Origin of the sequence: Beijerinckia mobilis, assembly GCF_000745425.1 — a bacterium.
GTDB classification, from domain to species: domain Bacteria; phylum Pseudomonadota; class Alphaproteobacteria; order Rhizobiales; family Beijerinckiaceae; genus Beijerinckia; species Beijerinckia mobilis.
Genome location: NZ_KN050689.1, coordinates 24,146 through 47,809, shown reverse-complemented (window position 1 = coordinate 47,809; position 23,664 = coordinate 24,146). Strand labels below are relative to the sequence as shown.

The 23,664-nt window shown below is 60.2% G+C and carries 18 protein-coding genes and 1 tRNA gene; 9 read left to right on the top strand and 10 right to left on the bottom strand.

Annotated elements, in window-relative coordinates:
* Window positions 1-266: 266 nt before the first annotated feature.
* From DL88_RS18475 to lpdA, 3 genes are all read left to right on the top strand, one after another.
* Entirely contained in the window at window positions 267-3,293 is a 3,027-nt protein-coding gene (locus DL88_RS18475) for a 2-oxoglutarate dehydrogenase E1 component (RefSeq protein ID WP_034999522.1), read from the top strand.
* A 186-nt stretch (window positions 3,294-3,479) separates the two neighbouring features.
* Window positions 3,480-4,718 carry a 2-oxoglutarate dehydrogenase complex dihydrolipoyllysine-residue succinyltransferase gene (gene odhB, locus DL88_RS18470; protein ID WP_034999519.1) on the top strand — a complete coding sequence of 413 codons (1,239 nt, stop codon included), beginning with the start codon at window positions 3,480-3,482 and terminating at the stop codon, window positions 4,716-4,718.
* A 286-nt stretch (window positions 4,719-5,004) separates the two neighbouring features.
* Window positions 5,005-6,402 (top strand): dihydrolipoyl dehydrogenase, encoded by a 1,398-nt coding sequence (gene lpdA / locus DL88_RS18465; protein ID WP_034999764.1) that lies wholly within the window; start codon window positions 5,005-5,007, stop codon window positions 6,400-6,402.
* Between the two features lie 132 nt (window positions 6,403-6,534).
* On the opposite strand, the gene DL88_RS18460 is transcribed toward lpdA, so the two are convergent.
* Window positions 6,535-7,092: a DUF4405 domain-containing protein gene (locus tag DL88_RS18460; protein ID WP_245270952.1), complete on the bottom strand. Its 558-nt coding sequence runs from the start codon at window positions 7,090-7,092 to the stop codon at window positions 6,535-6,537.
* A 388-nt stretch (window positions 7,093-7,480) separates the two neighbouring features.
* On the opposite strand from DL88_RS18460, the gene DL88_RS18455 reads away from it, so the two are divergent.
* Genes DL88_RS18455 through DL88_RS18440 form a run of 4 tightly spaced genes read left to right on the top strand, consistent with a single transcriptional unit; the run spans window position 7,481 to window position 12,670 of the window.
* Window positions 7,481-7,819, top strand: a complete 339-nt coding sequence (locus tag DL88_RS18455) for a YtcA family lipoprotein (RefSeq protein WP_051956166.1) — start codon at window positions 7,481-7,483, stop codon at window positions 7,817-7,819.
* Window positions 7,816-8,982 carry a multidrug transporter subunit MdtN gene (gene mdtN, locus DL88_RS18450; protein ID WP_084705302.1) on the top strand — a complete coding sequence of 389 codons (1,167 nt, stop codon included), beginning with the start codon at window positions 7,816-7,818 and terminating at the stop codon, window positions 8,980-8,982. Before DL88_RS18455 ends, mdtN begins: the two co-directional genes overlap by 4 nt.
* Window positions 8,983-11,025, top strand: coding sequence for an FUSC family protein (locus DL88_RS18445; RefSeq protein WP_051956165.1), 2,043 nt, complete (start codon window positions 8,983-8,985; stop codon window positions 11,023-11,025).
* Window positions 11,012-12,670 (top strand): TolC family protein, encoded by a 1,659-nt coding sequence (locus DL88_RS18440; RefSeq protein WP_245270951.1) that lies wholly within the window; start codon window positions 11,012-11,014, stop codon window positions 12,668-12,670. The genes DL88_RS18445 and DL88_RS18440 overlap by 14 nt, the downstream gene beginning before the upstream one ends.
* 186 nt (window positions 12,671-12,856) lie before the next feature.
* On the opposite strand, the gene DL88_RS18435 is transcribed toward DL88_RS18440, so the two are convergent.
* The 8 genes from DL88_RS18435 to DL88_RS20700 all read right to left on the bottom strand — a co-directional run bounded on the left by DL88_RS18435 (window position 12,857) and on the right by DL88_RS20700 (window position 20,187).
* On the bottom strand, window positions 12,857-14,071 hold the full coding sequence (locus tag DL88_RS18435) for a molybdopterin molybdotransferase MoeA (protein ID WP_034999516.1): 1,215 nt from the start codon (window positions 14,069-14,071) through the stop codon (window positions 12,857-12,859).
* A 210-nt stretch (window positions 14,072-14,281) separates the two neighbouring features.
* Window positions 14,282-15,265: a dioxygenase family protein gene (locus DL88_RS19670; protein WP_051956164.1), complete on the bottom strand. Its 984-nt coding sequence runs from the start codon at window positions 15,263-15,265 to the stop codon at window positions 14,282-14,284.
* A 127-nt stretch (window positions 15,266-15,392) separates the two neighbouring features.
* Window positions 15,393-16,232 carry a YbaY family lipoprotein gene (locus DL88_RS18425; protein WP_051956163.1) on the bottom strand — a complete coding sequence of 280 codons (840 nt, stop codon included), beginning with the start codon at window positions 16,230-16,232 and terminating at the stop codon, window positions 15,393-15,395.
* 324 nt (window positions 16,233-16,556) lie between these two features.
* On the bottom strand, window positions 16,557-16,949 hold the full coding sequence (locus tag DL88_RS18420) for a rhodanese-like domain-containing protein (RefSeq protein WP_034999514.1): 393 nt from the start codon (window positions 16,947-16,949) through the stop codon (window positions 16,557-16,559).
* 103 nt (window positions 16,950-17,052) lie between these two features.
* Entirely contained in the window at window positions 17,053-17,535 is a 483-nt protein-coding gene (locus tag DL88_RS18415; protein WP_034999747.1) for a DUF2938 family protein, read from the bottom strand.
* Window positions 17,536-17,966: 431 nt separating this feature from the next.
* Window positions 17,967-18,043: transfer RNA gene (locus DL88_RS18405), tRNA-Arg, on the bottom strand.
* A gap of 169 nt (window positions 18,044-18,212) precedes the next feature.
* Complete coding sequence (locus tag DL88_RS18400; protein ID WP_084705291.1) at window positions 18,213-19,715, bottom strand: ATP-binding protein; 1,503 nt, start codon at window positions 19,713-19,715, stop codon at window positions 18,213-18,215.
* Between the two features lie 220 nt (window positions 19,716-19,935).
* Complete coding sequence (locus tag DL88_RS20700) at window positions 19,936-20,187, bottom strand: hypothetical protein (RefSeq protein WP_156971203.1); 252 nt, start codon at window positions 20,185-20,187, stop codon at window positions 19,936-19,938.
* A gap of 591 nt (window positions 20,188-20,778) precedes the next feature.
* Between DL88_RS20700 and carA the strand changes: the two genes are divergently transcribed.
* Both carA and DL88_RS18390 read left to right on the top strand, forming a co-directional pair.
* Window positions 20,779-21,996, top strand: a complete 1,218-nt coding sequence (gene carA, locus DL88_RS18395; RefSeq protein WP_034999742.1) for a glutamine-hydrolyzing carbamoyl-phosphate synthase small subunit — start codon at window positions 20,779-20,781, stop codon at window positions 21,994-21,996.
* Window positions 21,997-22,188: 192 nt separating this feature from the next.
* Window positions 22,189-22,881: a methyltransferase domain-containing protein gene (locus DL88_RS18390; protein WP_034999509.1), complete on the top strand. Its 693-nt coding sequence runs from the start codon at window positions 22,189-22,191 to the stop codon at window positions 22,879-22,881.
* A gap of 8 nt (window positions 22,882-22,889) precedes the next feature.
* On the opposite strand, the gene pgeF is transcribed toward DL88_RS18390, so the two are convergent.
* Window positions 22,890-23,660, bottom strand: a complete 771-nt coding sequence (gene pgeF / locus DL88_RS18385; RefSeq protein ID WP_034999506.1) for a peptidoglycan editing factor PgeF — start codon at window positions 23,658-23,660, stop codon at window positions 22,890-22,892.
* Window positions 23,661-23,664: the final 4 nt, after the last annotated feature.

Here is a 23,664-nt window from a genome sequence, read left to right as displayed (position 1 = left end):
ATGGGGCGGCGGTCTCCGTTCTGCTCTCCTCATTCTGAATTCTGCCTGGGAAATGTATTCCCCTTGGGCCCATCGCCGCGGTTACGGTTGGCCCGTTATGAAGACAACGGCATTAACACGAATGCCCGCTCGCAAGGTTCGATTCCAAGGCTCGATTCCAAGCGGTGGGTATTCGCTATTGAAACAGATGTGATTGCTCTGGTCCGGCTCATCGGGCGCGCTTATCTCATACGCAGAGCAATTGCGACAAACTGCAGGAGATGACGATGGCACGTCAGGATGAAGATGCAGCCGGCACCGGCGCAGGCAGCGGAGGCGCCGGTCGGTCCGCGCACAATCAGGCTTTCGCTGAGACCTCGTTTCTTTATGGCGGCAATGCCGTCTATGTCGATCATCTCTACGATTCCTATTTGAAGAATCCGGCCTCGGTCGATCCGGAATGGCGTGAATTCTTCGCCGCCATGAATGATGAGCGCCGCTCCGTCGAGGTGACGGCCTCAGGCCCGGCCTGGAAGAAGCCGAACTGGCCGGTCGTTGCCAATGGCGAACTGGTTTCGGCGCTCGACGGCAATTGGGCGCTCACCGAAAAGGCGATCGGCGACAAGCTCAAGGCCAAGACCGAAGCCAAGGGTGAAGCAAAGGGCGAGGGGAAAGCCATCTCCTCCGCCGATATTGAACGCGCGACGCGCGATTCCGTGCGCGCTCTGATGATGATCCGCGCCTATCGGATGCGTGGCCATTTGCACGCCAATCTCGATCCTCTCGGCATTGCTCCGCCCAAGGATCATGAGGAACTGCATCCGGCGACCTATGGGTTTTCAGAGACCGATTACGACCGCAAGATCTTCATCGACAATGTGCTCGGCCTCGAATTCGCCAGCATCAATGAAATGTTGCCGATCCTGCGCCGCACCTATTGCGACACGATCGGCTTCGAATTCATGCATATTTCCGATCCGGTCGAGAAAGCCTGGATGCAGGAGCGCATTGAAGGACCCGGCAAGGAGATCAGCTTCACCCAGGAAGGCAAGCGCGCCATTCTGCAGAAGCTCGTCGAGGCGGAAGGGTTCGAGAAATTCCTCGATGTGAAATATACCGGCACCAAGCGTTTTGGCCTCGACGGTGGCGAAGCCATGGTTCCGGCGCTGGAGCAGATCATCAAGCGCGGCGGCGCTCTCGGCGTCAAGGAGATCGTGCTCGGCATGGCCCATCGCGGCCGCCTCAACGTCCTGTCCCAGGTCATGGGCAAACCGCATCGCGCCATTTTCCATGAATTCAAGGGCGGCTCGTTCAAGCCTGACGATGTCGAAGGTTCGGGCGACGTCAAATATCATCTTGGCGCTTCGTCCGATCGCGATTTCGACAACAACAAGGTCCATCTATCGCTGACCGCCAATCCGTCGCATCTCGAGATCGTCGATCCGGTTGTGCTCGGCAAGGTGCGCGCCAAGCAGGACCAATATAACGATGTGGTCGAGCGCACCCAGATCCTGCCGCTTTTGATCCATGGTGACGCGGCTTTCGCCGGCCAGGGCGTGATTGCCGAATGTTTCGGCCTCTCCGGCCTCAAGGGCCATCGCACTGGCGGCTCGGTCCATTTCATCATCAACAACCAGATCGGCTTCACCACCTATCCGCGCTTCTCGCGCTCCTCGCCCTATCCGTCCGATGTGGCGAAAATGATCGAGGCGCCGATCATCCACGTCAATGGCGACGATCCCGAGGCAGTGGTCTATGCCGCCAAGATCGCGATCGAATTCCGGCAGAAGTTCCATAAGCCGGTCGTCATCGACATGTTCTGCTATCGCCGCTTCGGCCATAACGAGGGTGACGAGCCGGGCTTCACCCAGCCGGTCATGTATAAGGAAATCCGGTCGCACAAGACGACGCTGGAACTTTATACCGACAAGCTCGTCCGCGAAAATCTCGTCACTGAAGGCGAAGTCGAGAAATTGAAGAATGACTGGCGCCAGCGCCTCGAAGCCGAATTCGAGGCTGGTCAGGCATTCCAGCCCAACAAGGCCGACTGGCTCGACGGCCGCTGGGCCGGCCTCAAGCCGGCGCTCGACGGCGAAGATGACCGGCGCGGCCGCACTGGCGTCGAGATCGAGCGTCTCAAGGAAATCGGCGAGCGTCTGGTCACCGTGCCGGAAGGCTTCCATATCCATAAGACAATCGGCCGCTTGCTCGACAACCGCCGCAAGATGATCGAAACCGGCACTAATATCGATTGGGCCATGGGCGAGGCGCTCGCCTTCGGGACGCTCGTCGATGAAGGCCATCCGGTGCGCCTGTCGGGTCAGGATTCCGAACGCGGCACCTTCTCCCAGCGCCATTCGGTGCTGATCGACCAGGAGACGGAAGCCCGTTATGTGCCGCTGAACCATATTCGCGACGAGCAGGCCAATTACGAGGTCATCAATTCGATGCTCTCGGAAGAAGCGGTGCTCGGCTTCGAATATGGCTATTCGCTGGCCGAGCCAAACGCGCTCGTTCTGTGGGAAGCCCAGTTCGGCGATTTCGCCAATGGCGCGCAGGTTCTGTTCGACCAGTTCATCTCGTCGGGTGAACGCAAATGGCTGCGTATGTCGGGCCTCGTCTGCCTGCTGCCGCATGGCTATGAGGGCCAGGGTCCGGAACATTCCTCCGCCCGTCTCGAGCGCTATCTGCAGCTTTGCGCCGAGGACAATATGCAGGTCGCGAACTGCACGACGCCGGCCAATTATTTCCACATCCTGCGCCGGCAGCTGAAGCGCGACATCCGCAAGCCGCTGATCCTGATGACGCCGAAATCCCTGCTGCGCCACAAGCGGGCGGTCTCGACGCTGGAAGAATTGCAGGTCGGTTCCTCGTTCCATCGCGTGCTGCTCGACGATGCCGAGCAGGGCAAGGCCGAGAAGATCAAGCTCGTCAAGGACGACAAGATCCGGCGCGTGGTTCTGTGCACGGGCAAGGTCTATTACGATCTCTTCGAGGAGCGCGAACAGCGCGGTATCGACGATGTCTACCTCCTGCGTGTCGAACAGCTCTATCCCTTCCCGTTGAAGGCTCTGGTCAACATCCTGTCGCGCTTCAAGAAGGCCGATGTGGTCTGGTGCCAGGAAGAGCCGAAGAACATGGGCAGCTGGACCTTCGTCGAACCCTATATCGAATGGGTCCTCGGCCAGGCGGGCGGCAAGGCCACGCGGCCGCGCTATGCCGGCCGTCCTGCCTCGGCGGCGACGGCGACCGGCCTCATGTCGAAACATCTGGCACAGATCAAGGCCTTTATGGACGAGGTCTACGGGGCCTGAGAAGGCACTATGAGGCCAGCCGCCGTTCCCCTTGGGCCGGGCGGCTGGCTTTCCCAATCCGGACGCGGCAGCGTGATGTCTCGAGCAGGATCTCTCGCGCTGACATTTCCCAAAGGCCGCGCAAATCCATTCCAGCACGATCAGGTTTGATTCAAGAGGAGGCCGCACGGCGGCGAGCGTGATCCCATGACAGTTGAAATCCGCGTCCCCACTCTCGGGGAATCCGTGACCGAGGCGACGATCGGTAAATGGTTCAAGAAGACTGGAGAGGCGGTCAAGGCGGATGAACCGCTGGTCGAACTCGAAACCGACAAGGTCACGCTGGAAGTCAATGCGCCGGCATCCGGCGTGCTCGGCGAAATCACCGCCAAGGATGGCGATACCGTTGGTGTCGGCGCCCTGCTCGGCCAGATCGTCGAAGGCGCTGGCGGTGCTGTCGCCGCTCCTTCTCCCGCCCCGGCGGCGAAACCTGCGGAGCCCGCTCCGGCCGCCGCCCCAACCCCCGCTCCAGCACCTTCCGCTGGCGCCGGTTTGCCGCCATCGCCCGCCGCCGCCAAGATTGCCGCCGATAGCGGTGTCGATACGGCTTCCGTTGAAGGATCCGGCAAGCGCGGGCAGGTGCTGAAGGGCGATGTGCTCGATTATGTCGCCAAGGGTGGTGCCACCGCTCCGGCCCCGGCTGCGGCTCCTGCCGCCGCCCGCGCTCCGGCGCCGCAGAATGATGCGGTGCGCGAGGAACGCGTGCGCATGACCAAGCTGCGCCAGACGATCGCCCGTCGCCTCAAGGATGCGCAGAATACCGCTGCCATGCTCACGACCTTCAACGAGGTCGACATGACGGAAGTCATGGCCCTGCGCGCCAAATACAAGGATATTTTCGAGAAAAAGCACGGCACGAAGCTCGGCTTCATGGGCTTCTTTACCAAGGCCGTGGTCGCGGCTCTGAAGGAAATCCCGGCGGTGAATGCGGAGATCGACGGCACCGATCTCATCTACAAGAATTATTACCATGTCGGCATCGCGGTGGGCACCGACAAGGGTCTTGTCGTGCCGGTGGTGCGTGACGCCGACCTTCTGAGCATTGCGGGGATCGAGAAGACGATCGCGGGCTTCGGCAAGCGCGCGCGTGACGGCCAGCTCAAGATCGAGGAGATGCAGGGCGGCACCTTCACCATCACCAATGGCGGCATCTATGGTTCGCTGATGTCGACGCCGATCCTGAATGCGCCGCAGTCGGGCATTCTCGGCATGCACAAGATCCAGGAACGGCCGATGGTCGTCGGCGGCAAGATCGAAATCCGGCCGATGATGTATCTCGCGCTTTCCTACGATCATCGCATCGTCGACGGCAAGGAGGCAGTGACCTTCCTCGTCCGCGTCAAGGAAGAGCTTGAAGATCCGGCGCGCCTGGTGCTCGACCTCTAAGAGAGACAAAGCCATGCAGGAGACGGAACCAGGCGATGAGGCTCCTAACCAGAGGGACCCGCCGGTTCCGTCTCCTTTTTTGCTCTTTGAACCTTTCCTGACGGGAATACGGCCCCTTCTCGGCCTGATGTTTTCCGCCCTTCTTCCGCAAACCCATCATCGTCCCGAAGCGCTGCCCGCCGAAGCCCAAGAGACTGAGGCCCAAGAGATTCAAGTCCAAGAGACTGAAGCTCTGGAAACCAGGGCCGCCGCGCGGGAACGGAATGATCCAGAAACGAGGATCACAATGTCATACGATCTCGTCATCATCGGAACCGGCCCCGGCGGTTATGTCTGCGCGATCCGCGCCGCGCAGCTCGGCCTCAAGGTGGCTGTCATCGAAAAGCGCAAGACCTTTGGAGGCACCTGCCTCAACATCGGCTGCATTCCCTCGAAGGCGCTTCTGTATGCGTCGGAGAAATTCGAGGAGGCCGCGCATGAACTCAAGAATTTCGGTGTGATCGTCGATGCGCCGAAGCTCGATCTCCCCGTGATGATGAAACACAAGGATGATGTCGTCTCGGCGAATGTCGGCGGTGTCGCCTATCTGTTCAAGAAGAACAAGATCGATTCCTTCATCGGTCTCGGCGCGATTACCGCCCCCGGCAAGGTCTCCGTCACCGCTGAGGATGGCTCCAGGCAGGAGCTCGAGGCGAAGAATATCGTCATCGCCACTGGCTCGGAAGTGACGCCGCTGCCGGGCGTGACGATCGACGAAAAGACCATCGTTTCGTCCACCGGCGCGCTGGCGCTTGAGGCCGTGCCGCAAAATCTCGTCGTCGTCGGCGCCGGGGTCATCGGCCTCGAACTCGGTTCCGTCTGGGGCCGGCTCGGTGCCAAGGTGACGGTCGTCGAATTTTTGGACCGTATCCTGCCCGGCATGGATGGCGAGGTCGCCAAACAGGCGCAGCGGATTTTCGAGAAACAGGGTTTTGCCTTCAAGCTCGGCCACAAGGTTCTTGGCGTCGAGGAGAAGGACGGCAAGGCGACGGTGACGATCGAACCGGCGGCCGGTGGCGACAAGATCACGCTTGAGGCTGATAAGGTGCTCGTCTCGATCGGTCGCCGTCCGGTGACGGAAGGGCTTGGCCTCGATGTGCTTGGCGTCGCGATGGAACGCGGCCGCGTCATCATCGACGATCATTTCGCGACCAATGTTCCGGGCATCTATGCCATCGGCGATGTCGTGCGCGGCCCGATGCTCGCCCACAAGGCCGAGGACGAAGGCGTGGCGGTTGCCGAAATTCTCGCGGGCCAGCATGGCCATGTGAATTACAATGTTATTCCGGGCGTCGTTTATACATCCCCCGAAATCGCCACTGTCGGTGCGACCGAGGAAGATCTCAAAGCCAAGGGTATTGAGTATAAGGTCGGTAAATTCCCCTTCACGGCGAATGGCCGCGCCCGTGCGATGCGCCAGACCAATGGTTTTGTGAAATTCCTCGCCGATGCCAAGACCGATCAGGTCCTGGGTGTGCATATCATTGGCCCGGTCGCCGGCGAATTGATCGCCGAAGCCTGTGTGCTTATGGAATTCGGCGGCTCATCGGAAGATCTCGCCCGCACCTGCCATGCGCATCCCACACTTTCGGAAGCGGTGCGCGAGGCGGCACTCGGCGTCGAGGGACGCTCGATTCACATTTGATCTGGCGCGAGCCGAATCAAGCGCGATCATCTCTGCTCTGGCTGGATGGCGTCCCCGAATGATCCTTCGGGGACGCCATTCTGATTCAGGGTGGATGCGAAGGGCATGCGGTCGCGCCTTGCGCTATGACCATCAGCGGTTCGGCAAAACCGCCATCAGGGCATCGGAGGCCTGCTTGCCGGCGGTTGCTGCAATCGCCTCGAGCGTCTCGTCCGCGGATTGCACGGTAAAGCCCCGGCGTTTCAGCGCCGCCAATAAATCATCCGGCTCTTTTTTCAGAATGGGCGCGAGATCAGCCAGCCGCGCCTGGGTCAAAACGGAAACCGCGCGAAATGCCGGGTTCCTGCCACGGGCATTGCCGCTCATGCCGGAAATGGCGAAGGGGAGCGCCACGATCAGGGACAGGACCAAAGGGATGATCAAGGTGCCGCGTTTGGCGTAGCTCAGGATCGAGCGCCAGTTTTTCCAGACATGCAGGACGACCGGCGCGAGCAGGACGATGCTCAGCCATTCATGCATTCCGTGGAAGGCACCTGGCGCCAGATGAAAAAACAGGGCGACGCCGGAAATGGTGGAAACGGCGAAAAGACCTGTCGTCAACGGCGTCGCATATCGGTTCATGAAGCGCGTCAGAGAATTTTCCGCTGGCGGTGTGATCTGTTCCTTGAGGGTGGTTTCCGAGGAGGTCATGAGGAAGGGCATCTTTCTGGTTGAACGGATCGTATCGGCAGCGCTTCGAACGGGATCTAAACGCTGCTTGACTGGCTGATTCGCTTTCCGGGCCGGGGAACCGCTGGAACGCGGAGGGTGTCTTTTCGGTCTTGATGGAATTGTTGCCCGCGATAAAGCCCTTGATAAGCAATCTCGTCTTGTTGGCGAAGCTGTTCGAAACATCCAGGCGTCGCACCGGGCACACCAAACTGCCGAGAGAGGTCCCATGGAAATGATCTCGTCGTGAAATCAAGTCGACGGGGCTTTCCGCTGCCGGTTCGACGCAGGAATACTCACAAATAAGGATTGCCGGTTCTCAGGAATCCAGCTTTATATTGTTAATATTTGTCCATTCTTGCGATGATTCATGCAGCCGCTCATTGATGGAACGCCCGCCTCTTCGTGTTTGCCTTTTCAGGGAAAGGGGCAGACCGGCACGAACCGGCTTTTCGGCGTCGCTTTTTGCCTGTTCCTGCTGCCCGGCTGCACTTTGGATGGGGCGGCGGCATTTGAAATCGCCGGCGCCTATTTCCCCGGCTGGATGGTTTGCGCCACGCTCGGCATTCTGGGCGGATGTTTGCTGCGGCTTTTGTTCATTCGCCTCGGCATTGATGAACGCGTGCCGTGGAAGCTTTTCTTCTATACGGCGGCAAGTCTCATCCTGACGCTTGTCTCTTGGCGTCAATGGTTCGGGCCAACGGCATGAAGGCCGCCGGAGCACCAAGGCGTGGCAGGCTCGCCATGCTCATCGTTCTCGGCGTGATCGGCTATGGGCTGTTCCTCGCGGTCCGGACCTATCAGCTTTATCGCGAATTTCCCTATTCCGACGATGCCTCGATCGATGCCGAGATCGTCCATGTCGCCCCGGCCGTCGGCGGCCGGGTGATCGAACTTCTCGTGCGTGAAAATCAGGCGGTGCGCGAAGGCGAGCTTCTGTTCCAACTCGATCCGCTGCCTTACCGCCTCGCCGTCGAACAGGCCGAGGCGGAACTCGCGTTTGCCCAGGCATCGCTCGCGACGCGCCGCCGCGTCATCACCACCGAAACGGAGAATGCTGAAATCGCCAGGGACCAGACGGTCCGGGCGAGAACCAATTATGAACTGGCGGCGCGGACAGCGGCGCGGCTGGCGCCACTCGCCAAACAGAATTTCGTGCCCAAACAGCAATATGATACTGCCGAAGTGGCGCGGCGCGATGCGGCGACGAGCCTTGCCCAGGCCGGGCGCCAGCAGGCCGCGGCGATCGCCGCGATTGGTGACACGGCCGGAGCCGAGGCGACGGTCCGGGCACGGGAGGCGGCGCTTGCCATAGCGAAGCGCGGGCTTGAAAATACCAGCATGCGCGCGCCGCATGCCGGCCGGATCGCCGGGCTCAAGGTGGCGACGGGCGAATTCGTCCTGCCGGGGCAGGCGCTTTTCACCCTGATCACTACGGAAGAATGGTTCATCGTCGCCAATTTCCGCGAATCGCAATTACCAGTGATTCGCATTGGTGATTGCGTCACGGGTTTTTCGATGATCGACCGGACGCGGCCCCTGCATGGGCGCGTCACCGGAATAGGCTATGGCGTTCTGGAAGCGAGTGGCACGGTGCTGCCGCGCCAGCTTCCCTATGTCGAGCGATCCCTCAACTGGGTACGGGTGGCGCAGCGTTTCCCTGTTCGCATCCATCTTGAGGATCCCCCTGCGGACCTCATGCGTATGGGCGCCAGCGCGAGCGCGCAGATCCGCTATGGCGCGGCCTGTCCGCATGAACAGGACGGAGAAGACCAGGGCGATGAGCGAGAGCCGGACGCGGCTGCCGGACCCGGGATCGGAGAAAGGCTCGCCACCCGAAAACTTGCCATTCCAGACCATGAGAGGCCGTGAGTGGCCAGGCCGCGCCTCGCCGATCTCCTCGCTCCCTTCCCTGGCCGGCTCGCCTTCGCGGTCCGGATCGGTCTGATCTGCGCCCTGACAGTGCTCATTGCCGAGACTTACGAGACGCTGGAGCCGGCGCTCTCTGCCTATATCGTTTTCTTCCTCAACAAGGAGGATCGGGTCTCGAGCCTCATCATGCATATTGCCGGGCTGGTTCTGATCAGCCTGATCATCGGCCTTGTCTTTCTCCTCGCCATTCTCGTCATTGATTATCCGGTCTGGCGAGTCCTCACGATGATGCTGGTGTCCTTCATCGTTCTGTTTCTCGGATCGGCATCGAAACTCAGCGCGATCGCGCCCATTCTGGCGCTTGTCGTTGCCTATGCGCTCGATCTGCTCGGCATGATTCCGCAGGGTGAACTCGCCACGCGCGCGCTGCTGCACGCCTGGCTGATGATTGGCTTGCCGGTGTTCGCCGGAATCGTCGTCAATGTGCTGATCGGTGTGCCGCCGCGTCTGCTTGCGGAGCGGGCGCTCGCCAAGCGGCTATACATCGCCGCCGCTGCTTTGCGTGGTGCGGGTGCCGATGGAGACGAAAGCATAGGGAAGCTGCGGGCGCTTTTGCGGGAGGGCAATGCCGCTCTTTTGAAAAATCTTGCCCTTGCCGGGTTCGAACATACTTCGCCTGCGCTTGATCTCGCCGCGCTCAAAAGCGCTGCCGCCGCAAGCTTCCGGCTTCTGGCCCTGATCGACGGATTTTTTGACCTGCCTGAGCCTTTCGCGGCTCTTGAGGAGCGGGAAAGATTGGCGGCAACCGCTGAAGCCATGGTGGCGATTTTCGCCCAAGGCCTTTATCCGGTCGAGATCGAGGCTTCCTTGCCACCTGATGCGTCTCCCCTGCTTGTGGAGATCGACCGCACCTTGCAAATTTTCACCCTGGTCGCGCCGGATAGGGAGGATGGCACGGCGGAAGCGCCAGCGCGACCCGAAAAGCCGAAAGAAAAATCCGGTTTCTTCAAGCCCGATGCCTTCACCAATCCCGATCACATCCGTCATGCGCTGAAGACGACGGCGGCGGCGATGATCTGTTATATCGTCTATCTGCAGCTCGACTGGTCGGGCATCCACACCTGCCTCATCACCTGCTACATCGTCTCGCTCGGCAGCGCCGCCGAGACGGCGCAGAAAATGATGCTGCGCTTCACCGGCGCGGCGATCGGCGCCGCGGCGGGCACGCTGATTCTCGTCTTCATCATTCCGCAGCTCCAGTCGATCGGCGCCCTGATGCTTCTCGTCTTTCTCGGCACCTTGCCAGCGGCCTGGGTCGCCGCTGGCGGCGAACGCATCGCCTATGCCGGATTCCAGATCGCCTTCGCCTTTTTCCTCTGCGTCCTTCAGGACTATGGCCCGGGCTTCGATCTGACCGTCGCGCGCGATCGTGTCATCGGCATCTTTTTCGGCAATCTCGTAATGTATGTGATGGCGACACAGATTTGGCCGGTCAGCATCGCCGGGCGCGCGGGCGCGACGATCACCGCCGGATTACGCGGCCTGCGGGATATGGCGCGCTCCGCCAATGCGCCCCAATGGAATGCCGGCGCTCTTGCCGCTTGTGGCGCAATCGCGCGACTCGAAGGGGCTTTGGAACTGATGGCCTTTGAGCCCGTCTCTCTTCGGCCGTCCATCGCCTGGCGGCAGGCGCGCGCCAGAGTGAGCGCCGATCTCGCGGGTGTGTTTCGGCTGCTGGCAATTCTGACACCTGCATCCGATCCGGTACCGCCGCTGAATGTTGCGGCCAGGTGTCTCGACGGGCTCGCACGGGCCGGTGACGAAGGCGACTTTGTGGCGGCTGAAACCACAGCTGCCGCTGCCGCGCACGAGAGAGAGTCCATGCAGGCGGGCCGCGTCCCTGCCTCCACTTTTTCCATCAGGGCAGAGCTCGACCGCCGGATCGACGCGCTGACGCTGGCGGTCGAGGAGGCCGCACGGACCGATTCTTTCGGGCAGCCTGTTCCCCGACCAAGCGCGCGAGCCTTTCATGCGGCGTCCTGATCCAATGTTCCCGCGCCCCGCCTTCCAGCCTCGGCAAGGCCGAAGCCTCGACGGAGATGAGCGGCGGAGCCATGAATTGCCTCTCGGCTGGTTCCGCGTTTGGCCTCTCACCATATTGTTGCCCGCTGTCCTTCTGGCGAATGGCTGCGCGACCAATGCCATCGATCTTGCTCCGCCCGAGCCCGACCGGCCCTTCGTTCCGCAGACCAAGGAGAATGGGGCAATCGACGCCGGAAAACCGGCCTTGAATCCCGGCTTGGCGCCAAAGCGGCAGGATTTCACCCTGCCGGCCAATGCCGAGACCGCTGGCCTGCCGGCCCCGCCCGAGCTTGAAGCCCATAAAATCTATTCGCTGGCGGAATTGATCGATATTGCCCAGCGCAATAATCCCACGACGCGTATTGCCTGGAACCATGCGAGGGAAGCCGCGCTCGCCGTCGGCCTTGTCGAATCGACCTATCTGCCGCGCCTCACAATCAGCGCCATCGGCGGCACGCAGCAAAGCAACAATAATCTCACCACTGGCGTCCTCGGCCTCGAGTCGACGGCGACCAACAAAGCCAATGGCCAGGGCATTATCGGCGCCGCCGGCCTGCAATGGCTCCTGTTCGATTTCGGCCGGCGGGCGGCCCTCGTCGAGGCCGCGCAACAGCTTTCCGCTATTACCAACGTCAATTTCACGGCCGCGCATCAATTGCTGATACACAAGGTCAGCCTGGCCTATTACGCTTATTCCGCCGCCCGCGCCCGCACCAATAATGCTGTCGGGTCCCTTGAGAACGCCAAAAAAGTGCAGGCAGCGGCGGAAGCACGGCTGAAACAGGAAGTTGGCACGATCGTCGATGCGGCGCAGGCGAAACAGGCGACCTTGCAGGCCAATCTGCAACTGGTGCGCGCGCGCGGTGCCGAACAGGACAATTATCAGACGCTGCTCGGAGCGATGGGCATTTCCCCGCTGACCAAAATCCGCGTGACCTCGGCGGAGGGCCGGACCCTCTCCGCCTCCATGGTGCCGACGACGCAGAGCATTCTTGAGGCGGCGCTCGCCAAGCGCCCGGATATTCTCGCGGCCTTTGCCGCGCAAAAGGCGAGCGAGGCCAATATCCGGGCGGCGGAAGCCGATTTCCTGCCGAAAGTCTTTGCTTCCGGCACGGTCGCCGAAGGCTCCGGCGGTCTCGGCGTCACTTCCATTCCGGCCATCGGCGCCGATGCTTTGCCGACGCTCAATCTCAACAACAATCGCTTTTCCGGTATCATCCTCGGCGGCGTCACCGTGCCGCTTTATGATGGCGGTACGCGCGCCGCCCTGCTTCTGCAGGCGCGAGAGCGGAGGGAAGGCGCCGACGCAATCCTGAGCCGCACCAAACAGGAAGCGGCGCGGGAAATCGTCTCGGCGCAGAATGGGCTGAAGACGAGCCTTGCCGCTTATCAGGCCTCGGTCGCTTTGGTGCAGGCGGCGGAAACGACTTTCGACGCGGCGCTTGCCGCCTATCGCAATGGCGTCGGTTCGGTCACCGCCGCCTCGCTCGCCGAAACCAATCTCCTGCAGGCCCGGATCGCCAAAACCGATGCCTATAGCGCGGCGCTTGCCGCAGCCGTCACGCTGGCGCTGGCAAGTAGTTCGCTCGGCTCGGTGCCCTATTAGCGCATTCCCGATAACGTCCGAAAAGCCTCCCGTTGCTTCTAATACCAGCGGTCATGATAAATGACCGCTGGACCACTCTTGAATTTTCGCCATCGCTTTGAAAAAGCGAAAATTCAAGAAAGGAACCAAAGGTCGTTCTTTACGACCTTTGGTATAAGTGGTGCGTTTCCGGATCAAGTCGGTGTTTCAGAGAAGGGCGGCGAAGGGAATGACTGCGGCATGTGTGCCCCTTAAGGGAGGCGGCGCCTCCGGATCGATCCGCAGCACGCCTTTTGACAGCAGCAGGGAAAAAATATCGGCCGTGCCGGCGGAGCGCGCTGGCCGGATCAAGGGCCCGGCATCGCTGTCGACGAGATCGACGAAAACAAACTGGGTCAGATCGCTGCGGAATTTGGGCTCGAAATCGAGACGGCCTGAGACGGTTGGCAGCTCGTTCTGGCCATAGGCGCGGCGGACAAAGGGAATGAGCAGGCCAATGGCGCCGACGACCGAGGCGGTCGGATTGCCGGGCAGTCCGAAAAGGGTGGTTTTCCCCAGCGTCGCGACCGTCTGCGGCCGGCCCGGGCGGATCGTTACGCCACGAAATAGAATCTCTGCGCCGAGATCACGCAAGGCGCCATGCACATGGTCTGTGTCGCCCACCGAAATCCCGCCGGTCGTCACCACAATGTCGGCGGTGGTACAGGCTTGCATCAAGGCGGTGCGCAGGCTTGCCGCTTCATCGCAGGCGACCACCTGCACGGTGGTGCGCAAACCGAGCGCGTCGAAAAGCGCCGCAAGCATGGGGGAATTGGAATCGAAAATCTGTCCCGGCTGCAGTTTTCCGCCCGGCTGCACCAGTTCCTTGCCGCTTGCAAGAATGGTCGCCCGTAACTGCCGTCGGATTTTGGGATAAGCGACACCCTCACAGGCGAGCATCGCCACATGGCGCCAGTCGAGCCGGGTTCCGGCGGCGATCAGCCTGTCGCCTTTACGGAATTCCTCGCCCGCGCGGCGGATATTGGCGCCCTTGGGCGGCAGCGTCCCGATGATGATCGTTTCGTCGGTGAGCGTGACGTTTTCCTGCGGAATGATCGTATCGGCGCCCTGCGGGACGGCGGCGCCGGTGAGGATGCGATAGGCATGGCCGCTCTTGAGAAGACCCGCGGGGTCACCGGCAACACCTGCACCGCAGATGGGCAGGCGGCTTCCCGCGTCAACATCGGCATGACGCAAGGCGTAACCATCCATCGCCGAAAGATCGATCGCCGGCCGGGGTGCATTGGCAAGGAGATCCTCGGCGAGAACGCGGCCGGCGCATTGGGCCAGGGGAACCGGCTCGGCGGGCAGAAGCGGGGCGAGGGCGAGAACGCGCTGCAGCGCCTCCCGGTAGGGCATGGCGTCGAGAGCCGTATCGATCATGGGAAATGCGCTCCCTCCCTGAAATATTCGTCACGGTGCCGGAGCGGAGGCATTGGCATATGACATTGCATTGGCGGCCGGGCGTCGGCCGCCCGTTTTTACGGGTCGGCGACGTCAGGCGCAGCGTGGCGAAATTTTATCCCGCAATGTCCCATTGTCATCCCGGTGAAATCGGTCAAGGGCGATTTATTTCGTCTCCGCCCGATGCGATCAGGATTTTCCTTTCGGCAGAAGGGTGGCGATGCGTTCCGCGCCTTGCAGGGGTTTGAAGGACCCCGGAAAGCCTCCCGGAGGCGGCGGTGGGGGTGCAAGCCCAGCCTGTCCATTGCCAGCCTGTCTATTGAAGGAAGGAGGCCTTGGCGGGAAGCCGGCCGGCGGAGCACCCATAGGCGGAAAACCTTCTGGCGGCGGTCCTGGCCTTCTGGTGCCGGGAGGAGGTGGCGGTGGCATCTGTTCGACGATGGGTGTGGCATTGCGATCGACGACGACTTGCAGGCTGGCAAGATAACGGTCCGCCGCCTCGCGCAAGGAGCCATGTGTCAATGCGCCGCCCATCAAGGCGATGCCATCGGTTCTGTTCAACGTATCGCGCAGGCTGTCACGTTTGTATGCGTCGACCTGCGTATACAGAAATTCATTCAGGGCATCAGGCAGGAAAATCTGCGAGGTCAGAATGTTTTTGTTCTCGTGCCAGACCTTGAAATGTATGTGTGTCGTCCGACCCTGATACCAGCCCGGATAAAGTGTATGGAAAGTGACATCGCCCGATGCGCCCGCCTGTTGCGTGCCGCGCAGAAAGGTCGCCGCTTTCACCTCGGGCGGCGCTTCTTCCCCAGGCATCGTGCCGAAGCCTGAATAGCGGCCCGAGGCGTCGCAATGCCAGAGATCGATGCGGGCTCCCGGCAGTGGATTGCCTTTTTCATCGAGAATGATGAGGCTGACATCGAGCGGAATCCCCGGCAATCCTTCCGTAATGTCAGCGCGGTTGAATTGCCGGGCTATATAATAGGGACCTTCCGTCAAATGCGGGGTGAGCGCGGGCGAACTGGGTCCCGCTTGAGAATCGCCTGCTTGAGAATCGCTTGTTCGAGGAGAGCCCGTCTGCGCTGGTGTTTCCGCATGGAGGTCGAATGCTACAGTGCCAGCGCCCATCGCCGCGCCGAGGAACAGGGATCGCCGATCCAATTCAAACATCTGATTTTCCGTAATTTCAGTTTTGTATAGGGCGCAGATTAAGCAAACCACGGGAGGTGGGAAAGATACCCGCGAATTAAATTCCGGTCATGAGCATCAGCTCTTCCCCATGCCCGTTGTGCATGCGTCATTGCCGGTCTTCGATGCGATTCGTGTCGCCGAGATTGGGGGAGATATAGAGCGGCGATTGCCGCAGCCGGGCAAAAAGGATGAGTAGCTCGCCACGATCGTCGAGCAGTGCGAGTTTCCGTCCCGTGGGATCAAGCCGCCACATCCGGACATCATCGAGTGCGGTGAAGAATTGGTTTTCCTGCGCCATGACGGCGGGCATGCAGGCCATGTTCGTGCGCGCGACCGTTCCGAAGTGGATCATTTGGCCGGAGACGGATGCCCTGCCGGCCATGCGGTTGCATCCGCCGGTCCCGGAAAGGCGGCCGTCTTCGGCGAGATCGAGAATGATAGTTACCGTGGCGTCCACACGCTCCTGGCGGATATATTCGGCGCGCCAACGTCCGTTTGGCGGCACCGGCTGCGCATTGCCTGCCGCGCCGCCGACCCTCTGGACGAGAATATCGACCTCTCCGTTTCCTGTCTCGGGAATGGGATGCTGCGTCGTCGAGGTAAACCAGAGCCGGCCATCGACCAGAATCCGGGCGCGGAGCGAATATGTGTGGCGAGGATCGATTTTCTTTGAATCGAAGCGGAGCCGATAGGGAATCGGCATGTGCCCGCGTGAACGGAGCCGCGTGAGGGCGATGGTTCTTGCGGGCGCGTCGGCGCGGGAGACGTCTTGCAGCGAAACCTCGACGATTGCCGAAGGCGGCAAGGCGATCCTTTCGCGATAGAAGACGGTGCCGCTTACAATAAGCGGCTTCGCCAGAGCAGGCAGGGAGGAAAGGATCAGCCCTGAAAGCACAGTCACAAGCAGGTGAACGATGGCAATGCGCCGCCGGATTCCGATGGCCATGAGACACCCCGCTAATACCGAAGGATGAACCTCTTCAATTTGGACGGTATCGGCACCGATGATGCCAAAACATTCTCGCCCTTTAGAAGAGCGGTAGAAAGGGGCTTGCTTCCATTCGCCTCAAACCATCCGGGGGCTTTGAGGCCATGTTATGACCGGACATCGGGTTCAGCTTCAATGGCTAAGGGACTGTCGGCTATCGGCATGATCCGTTAGCCGTGTGTTTTCTGTCGGTTTCGGACGCCAAGGGTTGATCAGTTCGGAAAAGTCGGGGAGCCGGTCCTTCTATCGCTTTCTGCGAGTGTGGAAGATGAGTGATGGCGATTACCCGGCGCATTCAACAGGGCCGCAGGCCTCTGTCCAGGCGGCAAACCCGCCGCTGATGTGGCTGACATTTTCAATGCCCATATCGATCAGGGTGGCAGTCGCAAGGGCCGAGCGTGCCGCAAGCTGACAATAAAGAATGATTGGCCGGTCCTGCCCGAAATCTTCCATGAAGAATGGAGATTCCGGATCCACTCTGAATTCGAGTGTTCCTCGTGGAACATGCACGGCGCCCGGGATCATTCCCGTGCGTTCGATTTCGTGGGGTTCCCGAAGATCGACGAACAGCGCATTTGAGTGAGCATGGGCGGCAATCGCTTCGGCAACGTCGAGAGTCTTCACCCGTTGCATTGCCCGGCTCACCAAATCCGCTGCTCCCAGTTTAAGGGACATGATGGTTACTCCTCGGGTCAGCGAATCGGGTTCTTCTTTTATTCGCTTGGATCGGAAAGGCTGATGTGTCCATGGAGATTTTGCGGCGCTCGATGCACACCATTCATGCCAAGCCTAATGCCAAAAGATACTGCGCTATCGTGAAGATGACATGCGCAACCAGCACGTAAAGGATCGTCAGCATTGGCGTCGGCGTCTTGCGTGCGAATAGCCCCGCCCCCATCCCCGGCATCAGAATTATGAGACCCGCCAAGGTGCTGACCACAACACCGATCAAGAGGAAAGGCAAAATGGTTGGCGCGCTGAGGAAATCCAACCCCCAGAAGAGCGGGTACATGGCGGCATAGGCAAGGCCGATGATATAGTGAAATCCCCAGCCGATGACGCTTTCAGTCATGGTGTTGGGTGAGGTGTTGTTCTGATCGAATACGAGTCTTCCCGAGAGAAGGCCGAGAAGCCAGCGGCCTACGGAAGGCCAGTGTGTTCCTGGCATCCAGCCGATCCATGCGACGATGATGCTCCAAAGGTCTAGCGCGATGGTCGATCCAATGCCGACGATCACTATGAAAATCACGGTCTGCTGCACCGGGGGAAGCCTTCCAAGAACATAGGTATGAACAGGGCTCTGCGCAGAGCCGACGAACAAACGGCGAGGATCGCAAAACGCTGTAAATTATGGCGTAGCGCTCAAGCCCTTGTCAAAAATAAGCAAAAAATTGACCGCACTGATCTGGTTCGCTCCCGCCCCGATTTCTCAAGCGGTAAAGCCGGGCTGGATCGAGAGAGACGATTGTACTGATGCCATCGCAATGGCCCTGCTCCGACACAGCATAGGGTTCGTGAACGCCGGGAGGTTGCTGCGCGCGTTCCGCCAGATATCCCAGTTCATCGGGCCAGTCCCCGATATGTCCGGCGGCATAAGATTGGTCGTGACTGTTTCTGCATGACGAAACAATCCGGGGGCTCGATCCAGAAGGATCGGAGGAATCAGCAGTCGGGATTTCAGAAAGGAGAAAATGGCGCGCCCGAAGAGATTCGAACTCCTGACCCCTAGATTCGTAGTCTAGTGCTCTATCCAGCTGAGCTACGGGCGCGCATTTGTGAGTTTCTGCTATTTGATCGATGCTGTGAAAGGCAGCGACCGGAAGCATCCCTCGCGGTTCGTGACCATTTAGCGACTTGTGCTGCGTCTGGCAATAGGGCTCAGCCGTTGGAACGCCAGTTGTTGAAACTTTATTGAAGGGCGATCCCCCGGCGCGCCGGTCAAGCGCGGAGCGGGAGGCTTTGCACGGCGCCGGGCAGAACGATCCGGAAGGTCGCGCCGACACCGCCCGTCATCGAATCCGGCAGCAGGCTAATCGTGCCGCCATGGCCGCGGACGAGATCAGCGGCGATGACGAGACCGAGGCCGGAACCGCCCGCGCGTGTCGAATTGAAGAAAGCGACGAAGAGATCCTTGCGCATCCGTTGCGGAACACCCGGACCATTATCGATGACATGAATGACGAGATCCTTGCCTTCACGCATGGCGGTGATCGTGACGCGCGGTTCCCGGCCAAGCGTCGCCTCGTTGCTTAAAAGCGCTTCTGCCCCGTTGCGGATGAGATTCATGAGAACCCGGAAGATCTGTTCTCCATCGGCGAGAATGTCGAAGTCAGGCGGGACATCATTGACGAAATCGACTTTGCCGGGGATCGAGAGCCTGACGGTTTCAATGGCTTCCGCAGCGACCTGATGCAGCGAGACGATATTATGCTGCGGCGGTTCGTCGACGGCGCGGCCATAGGCGAGAGTCGAGCGGCAGAAGCGGATGGCGCGATCAAGAGTCGCAACCAGTTTCGGGGCAAGTCTCTGCACCAGCGGATCGGGGGAATTGCCGAGGCGATCCGAAAGCAGCTGGGCGGAAGCGAGCATGTTGCGCAGATCATGATTGATCTTTGCGACCGCGAGTCCGAGCGCCGCCAGATGCTTCTTCTGATTGAGCTCGCGGGCGAGACGGTCCTGCATATTGGCGAGTGCCGCTTCCGCCTCGCCGATCTCGTGATTATGCCCCGAGGCATGGATGATCCTGGATCGGTCTTCCGGATCCTGGGCGAAATCGACGAGGCTTTCGGTGAGCCGGCGCACGGGATTGAGAATGAAGGAACGAATGGCGATTGCCGCCATGCCGCCGACCAGAATGCAGAGCACGAAGGTGATCGTCAAAACCCGCATCGAATAATCGAAAAATAGCGGACGCATGGTCGCTTCGTCGACGGTGATCTCGATCGCGTCGCCGCCATGCGGCGCATCGCCGATGATGGTCAGCATACGGTTGCTCGAATGGAAGAAGGTGCGCAACGTGGCGAGAACCGAAGTCACGAGATCCGTGTGGCGCAGATCGTAGACTTCATCGACCTTCGTCGGCAATTCGGAGACGGCGAGGATCCGTTTCGCGCCGCCGCTCTTCAACACGATGATGCGGGCGTCGACGCTGTCGAGCAATTGTTGCAGGAGGCTCTCGGGCACCATGGCGCCAGGGTCTGCATCGAGGACCAATGTCGCTGTATAGGCGGCCCGGAGGCGCGCGCGCAGCCAATTGTCGCGCCATGTCGAGAGAGCCGGCAGAAAGATCAAGGTCTCACCAATGAAGACGAACAGCATGGTGAGGATCAGACCGCGCGCGGTGAGGCCCAGGCGGGATGCTTTACGCTCGAAAATGGTATCGCCCGCCGTCTCCGCGGAAGGGTTGAACGGCTCCTGCTTCAGGCTTTCAGCGAGTGGCATGGTGCAGCCTCGAAAGACGCAGAGAGAAAAGGGGCGCAGGGTCGAATTTCAAGAAAATGTGCCTTGCTCTCAGAGCGATGAAACGGAAAAATAGGCCATAAGTCTTATCCTGTGCTTCTCTAATCCGCGTATAAATAGCCCTTTAATACCATTCGTTGCTGATCCCGGCCTGTCGTGACCGGCGTGGTGCGGCGCAACCATTTCATCATGAAGGTGTGCCTCATGCGCGCAGGGTGAAATGTGGTGCACTAATTTGTGGGCGCTTTTCCGGGCGATGCCTCGGCAATTTCGGCTCGGGCGGCAGGGCGCGGCTCAGGAAGCCTCTGTTAAGCTCAAATGCCTCCCGGTTCAAATAAATCAATCTTATGAAAAAGGTCTGCGTGGCTGGTATGGCGTGAGCGCATGCCACGGGATTGCAGCCTGAAGCGCGCTTGCCCACGTTCCCTTCCATGTCGCCCTGAGAAGAAGCCATGACCCATGTCTTCTTCAATCAAAGGAAACAGGAGCGAATCAAGAAAGTTCGACTGCGAAAAGATTCGCCATCGTGCATCCGAGCCCTTATTTCCCCATGATGAAGCGTGAGCGGCTAGAGCGTCTTGGTTCTATCCGGAAACATTCCGCTCACAAAAAATCAGGGCATTTTCAAAGTAATGGATTCTTGAACCGGTTTGGTGGTATCGAAAAGTGCGCCACGCCATAGAGACGGCGAATCAGTAACTGTTTATTTACAGTACCCGCGAGTCTCGATAATTGGCAAGGCTTTTCCCAAGGGGAAGTTCCAAAGGGAACTGCCGCCAAATTTTTTCAGGAAACAGGTGCGAAACCCAGCGGCCTGTTCTAAACGGAACTGCCGGGCGGCTTTATTTCCGATCGAAACGCGATGATGTGATTTCATTGATGGGGCTTTGGCGATGCCTGCCTCATGAATCGGGATCGGATGGCCGCTTCGCCTCTTGCGGAATCATGCCGCCGATGCATCGCCGGTGTTACCGTTTGGGGCTCGCGCTCGCGGTTCGCTTTTGGCGCTCTCGCCGACATCTATCGATCTGACATAAAGGCGCTCATGACGCAGGATCTGCAAAGCTCCGTTCCGCTGGCGGAGGAAGACAAGGCTGGAGGCTGGACAAAGCCCCTCGCGACGGGCGTGCTTGTTCTCGCCGATGGTACTTTTCTCGAAGGCGAAGGTTTTGGCGCGGTCGGTGAAGCCGTCGCGGAAGTCTGTTTCAATACGGCGATGACCGGCTATCAGGAAATCCTGACCGACCCTTCCTATGCGGAGCAGATCGTCACCTTCACCTTTCCGCATATTGGCAATGTCGGTGTGAATGATGATGATCTCGAAACCACCAATTCCGCTGCGCGCGGCCAGGTGCGCGGTCTCGTCGTCTTCGCCCCGGTCACCGATCCGTCGAACTACCGTTCGCGGGCTCATTTCGACGCATGGCTGAAAGCCCGTTCGATCATTGGCCTTTCGGGCGTGGATACCCGCGCCCTGACGACGCTGATCCGCGAAAAAGGCATGCCCAATGCGGTGATCGCCCATTCGCCCGAAGGTGTTTTCGACATAAAGGCACTGACCGCGCGAGCCGCCGCCTGGCCGGGGATCGACGGGATGGATCTGGTGCCTCCCGTCACCACGCAGGCAGCGCATGAATGGACCGAGACGGGCCCGATTCCGGCGCGCCTCGCGGCGCCCGCCCATCGCAACGCGCATCGTGTGGTCGCTATTGATTACGGCGTCAAACGGTCAATCCTGCAATTACTGACCGAGGCCGGTTGTGCCGTCACCGTCGTGCCGGCGACGACTTCGGCCGAAGCCATTGCCGCGATGCAGCCCGAGGGGGTTTTCCTCTCGAATGGCCCGGGTGATCCCGCCGAAACCGCCCATTATGCCGTCCCGGTCATTCAGGATTTGCTCGCGCGCAAAATTCCGGTCTTCGGCATTTGCCTCGGCCATCAGATGCTGGCACTTGCCATCGGTGCGAAGACGCACAAGATGCGGCAGGGCCATCATGGCGCCAACCATCCGGTGATCGACGTGACCACCGGCAAGGTCGAAATCGTGTCGATGAATCACGGTTTCGCCGTCGATGCGGCGACGCTGCCGCCGAATGCGGTAGAAACGCATCGCTCCCTTTTCGACGGCACCAATTGCGGCCTCAGACTGACGGATCGGCCGGCCTTTTCGGTTCAGCACCATCCCGAAGCCTCGCCAGGGCCACGCGACAGCCATTATCTCTTCCAGCGGTTCGTGACGTTGATGGAAGAGAGGGGGAGCTGACAGGCTGTCGCTCCGATCCGGGCTTTTGGAAGGTGGCCGCGCTAGAGTGTTTCGGATATATCCAGAAACACTCCACTCAGAAAATTTAGAGTATTTTCAGGTAAATGGAATCACGGAGCGATCCAATATAAAGACAAAATGCTCTAGTGGAAACTTCCATGCGGCGGGGTCGGCGGAGGGAGCGCGAAGGGCATGGGCTGGCGGCAGTTCTGGAACCGGGACGATCATGCGATCTATGTGAACGCCCGGCACAAACAGCTCCATTTCACGCGTGTGGCGGCGGATCTGCTGGCGCTGCTGCCCGAGCCCCCGCTGCATCTGCTCGATTACGGATGCGGCGAAGCGCTGGAAGCCCCGCGCATCGCCGCGCATTGCGGCAGGCTTTCCCTATATGACGCAGCGCCCGGCATCGTCGCGGGGCTCAAGCGGCGATATGCCGGTTTTCCTTCGATTGAAGTGCTCGATGATGCGGCGCTCGCATCGCTCGTACCATCATGCTTCGATGCAATTCTCTGTCTTTCAGTGCTGCAATATATAACGAGGCCCGAATGCGAGGCGCTGCTTGATCTCGGGCATCGGCTGCTGGTTCCGCGCGGACACTTGATTCTTGGCGACGTCATCGTTCCCGGTGCGCCACTGGTGAGCGACATTGCCTCGCTTCTTTCCTTCGCCTGGGAAGGGGGCTTCCTCACCGCCGCGCTCGCCGGCCTCGTGACGACATTTTTTTCCGATTATCGCCGGCTGCGTAGTACAATCGGTCTCCTCGCTTTCGACGAAGCGACGATGCTCGACATGCTGAGAGCCCATGGTTTCGAGGCGAGACGCGCCGCGCGCAACATCGGGCATAATCAGGCGCGCATGACTTTCATCGCCGAGAAGCTTTGAAACAATTCTCACATCAGGGCGATGGCCGCGACATGGCGGCCGTAATCCGCCTCGCCGCGATGGACGGAGCGGCGATAGGAATAGAAAAGCTCTTCCTGCTCATAAGTATCGATGGCGAGATTTTCAAAGGCGCCGATACCCGCGCGCACGAGGCGCATGCCAATGAATCCCGGCAGATCGAACATTTTGTGGTCTGGCCTCTCGGAGGCTGTAAAGAAACGCGCATGGTCGGCGTCATGCTCGAGAAAACGATCGAAGAATTCCGGCCCTACTTCATAGCTGCGCGGCCCGATGGTTGGTCCAAGCACGGCGGCGGTTCGCGCGCGATGCGCGCCCAATTGTTCCATCGCATCGAGCGTTGCTTCCAGCACGCCGCCGAGCGCGCCCTTCCAGCCCGCATGGGCGGCACCGATGACTTTGGCCTCGGCATCGGCGAAAAGAATGACACCGCAATCGGCACCGGTCACGCCGAGACCAAGACCCGGTGTTGCGGTCACGAGCGCATCGCAGCGTGGCCGCTCGGCGAAGGGCGCGTCGAGCGCCAGCGCTTCCGCCGAATGGATCTGATAGGGCACGAGCAGATTTTGCGGGGGAATCGCCAAGAGCTCGGCCATGCGCCTCCGGTTCTCCGCCACGGCTTCTGTGGCATCGCGCGAACCCACGCCGCCATTGAGTGTCGCATAGAGGCCTTCCGACACACCGCCCTGGCGGGTGAAGAAACCATGCCTGACGGGCCAGTTCTCGAAGAGTTTCGCCTGTAAAGCGAGAGCCTTTTCCATAGAA

Bases quoted from the DNA above. Each gene is read 5' to 3' on its own strand.
- DL88_RS18475 (WP_034999522.1), top strand. From the start codon at position 267: ATGGCACGTCAGGATGAAGATGCAGCCGGCACCGGCGCAGGCAGCGGA.
- odhB (WP_034999519.1), top strand. From the start codon at position 3,480: ATGACAGTTGAAATCCGCGTCCCCACTCTCGGGGAATCCGTGACCGAG.
- carA (WP_034999742.1), top strand. From the start codon at position 20,779: ATGACGCAGGATCTGCAAAGCTCCGTTCCGCTGGCGGAGGAAGACAAG.
- DL88_RS18455 (WP_051956166.1), top strand. From the start codon at position 7,481: ATGCAGCCGCTCATTGATGGAACGCCCGCCTCTTCGTGTTTGCCTTTT.
- DL88_RS18460 (WP_245270952.1), bottom strand. From the start codon at position 7,092: ATGACCTCCTCGGAAACCACCCTCAAGGAACAGATCACACCGCCAGCG.
- lpdA (WP_034999764.1), top strand. From the start codon at position 5,005: ATGTCATACGATCTCGTCATCATCGGAACCGGCCCCGGCGGTTATGTC.
- DL88_RS18400 (WP_084705291.1), bottom strand. From the start codon at position 19,715: ATGCCACTCGCTGAAAGCCTGAAGCAGGAGCCGTTCAACCCTTCCGCG.
- DL88_RS18390 (WP_034999509.1), top strand. From the start codon at position 22,189: ATGGGCTGGCGGCAGTTCTGGAACCGGGACGATCATGCGATCTATGTG.
- pgeF (WP_034999506.1), bottom strand. From the start codon at position 23,660: ATGGAAAAGGCTCTCGCTTTACAGGCGAAACTCTTCGAGAACTGGCCC.
- DL88_RS18425 (WP_051956163.1), bottom strand. From the start codon at position 16,232: ATGGCCATCGGAATCCGGCGGCGCATTGCCATCGTTCACCTGCTTGTG.
- DL88_RS18440 (WP_245270951.1), top strand. From the start codon at position 11,012: ATGCGGCGTCCTGATCCAATGTTCCCGCGCCCCGCCTTCCAGCCTCGG.
- DL88_RS19670 (WP_051956164.1), bottom strand. From the start codon at position 15,265: ATGTTTGAATTGGATCGGCGATCCCTGTTCCTCGGCGCGGCGATGGGC.
- DL88_RS18435 (WP_034999516.1), bottom strand. From the start codon at position 14,071: ATGATCGATACGGCTCTCGACGCCATGCCCTACCGGGAGGCGCTGCAG.
- DL88_RS18420 (WP_034999514.1), bottom strand. From the start codon at position 16,949: ATGTCCCTTAAACTGGGAGCAGCGGATTTGGTGAGCCGGGCAATGCAA.
- mdtN (WP_084705302.1), top strand. From the start codon at position 7,816: ATGAAGGCCGCCGGAGCACCAAGGCGTGGCAGGCTCGCCATGCTCATC.
- DL88_RS20700 (WP_156971203.1), bottom strand. From the start codon at position 20,187: ATGGCTTCTTCTCAGGGCGACATGGAAGGGAACGTGGGCAAGCGCGCT.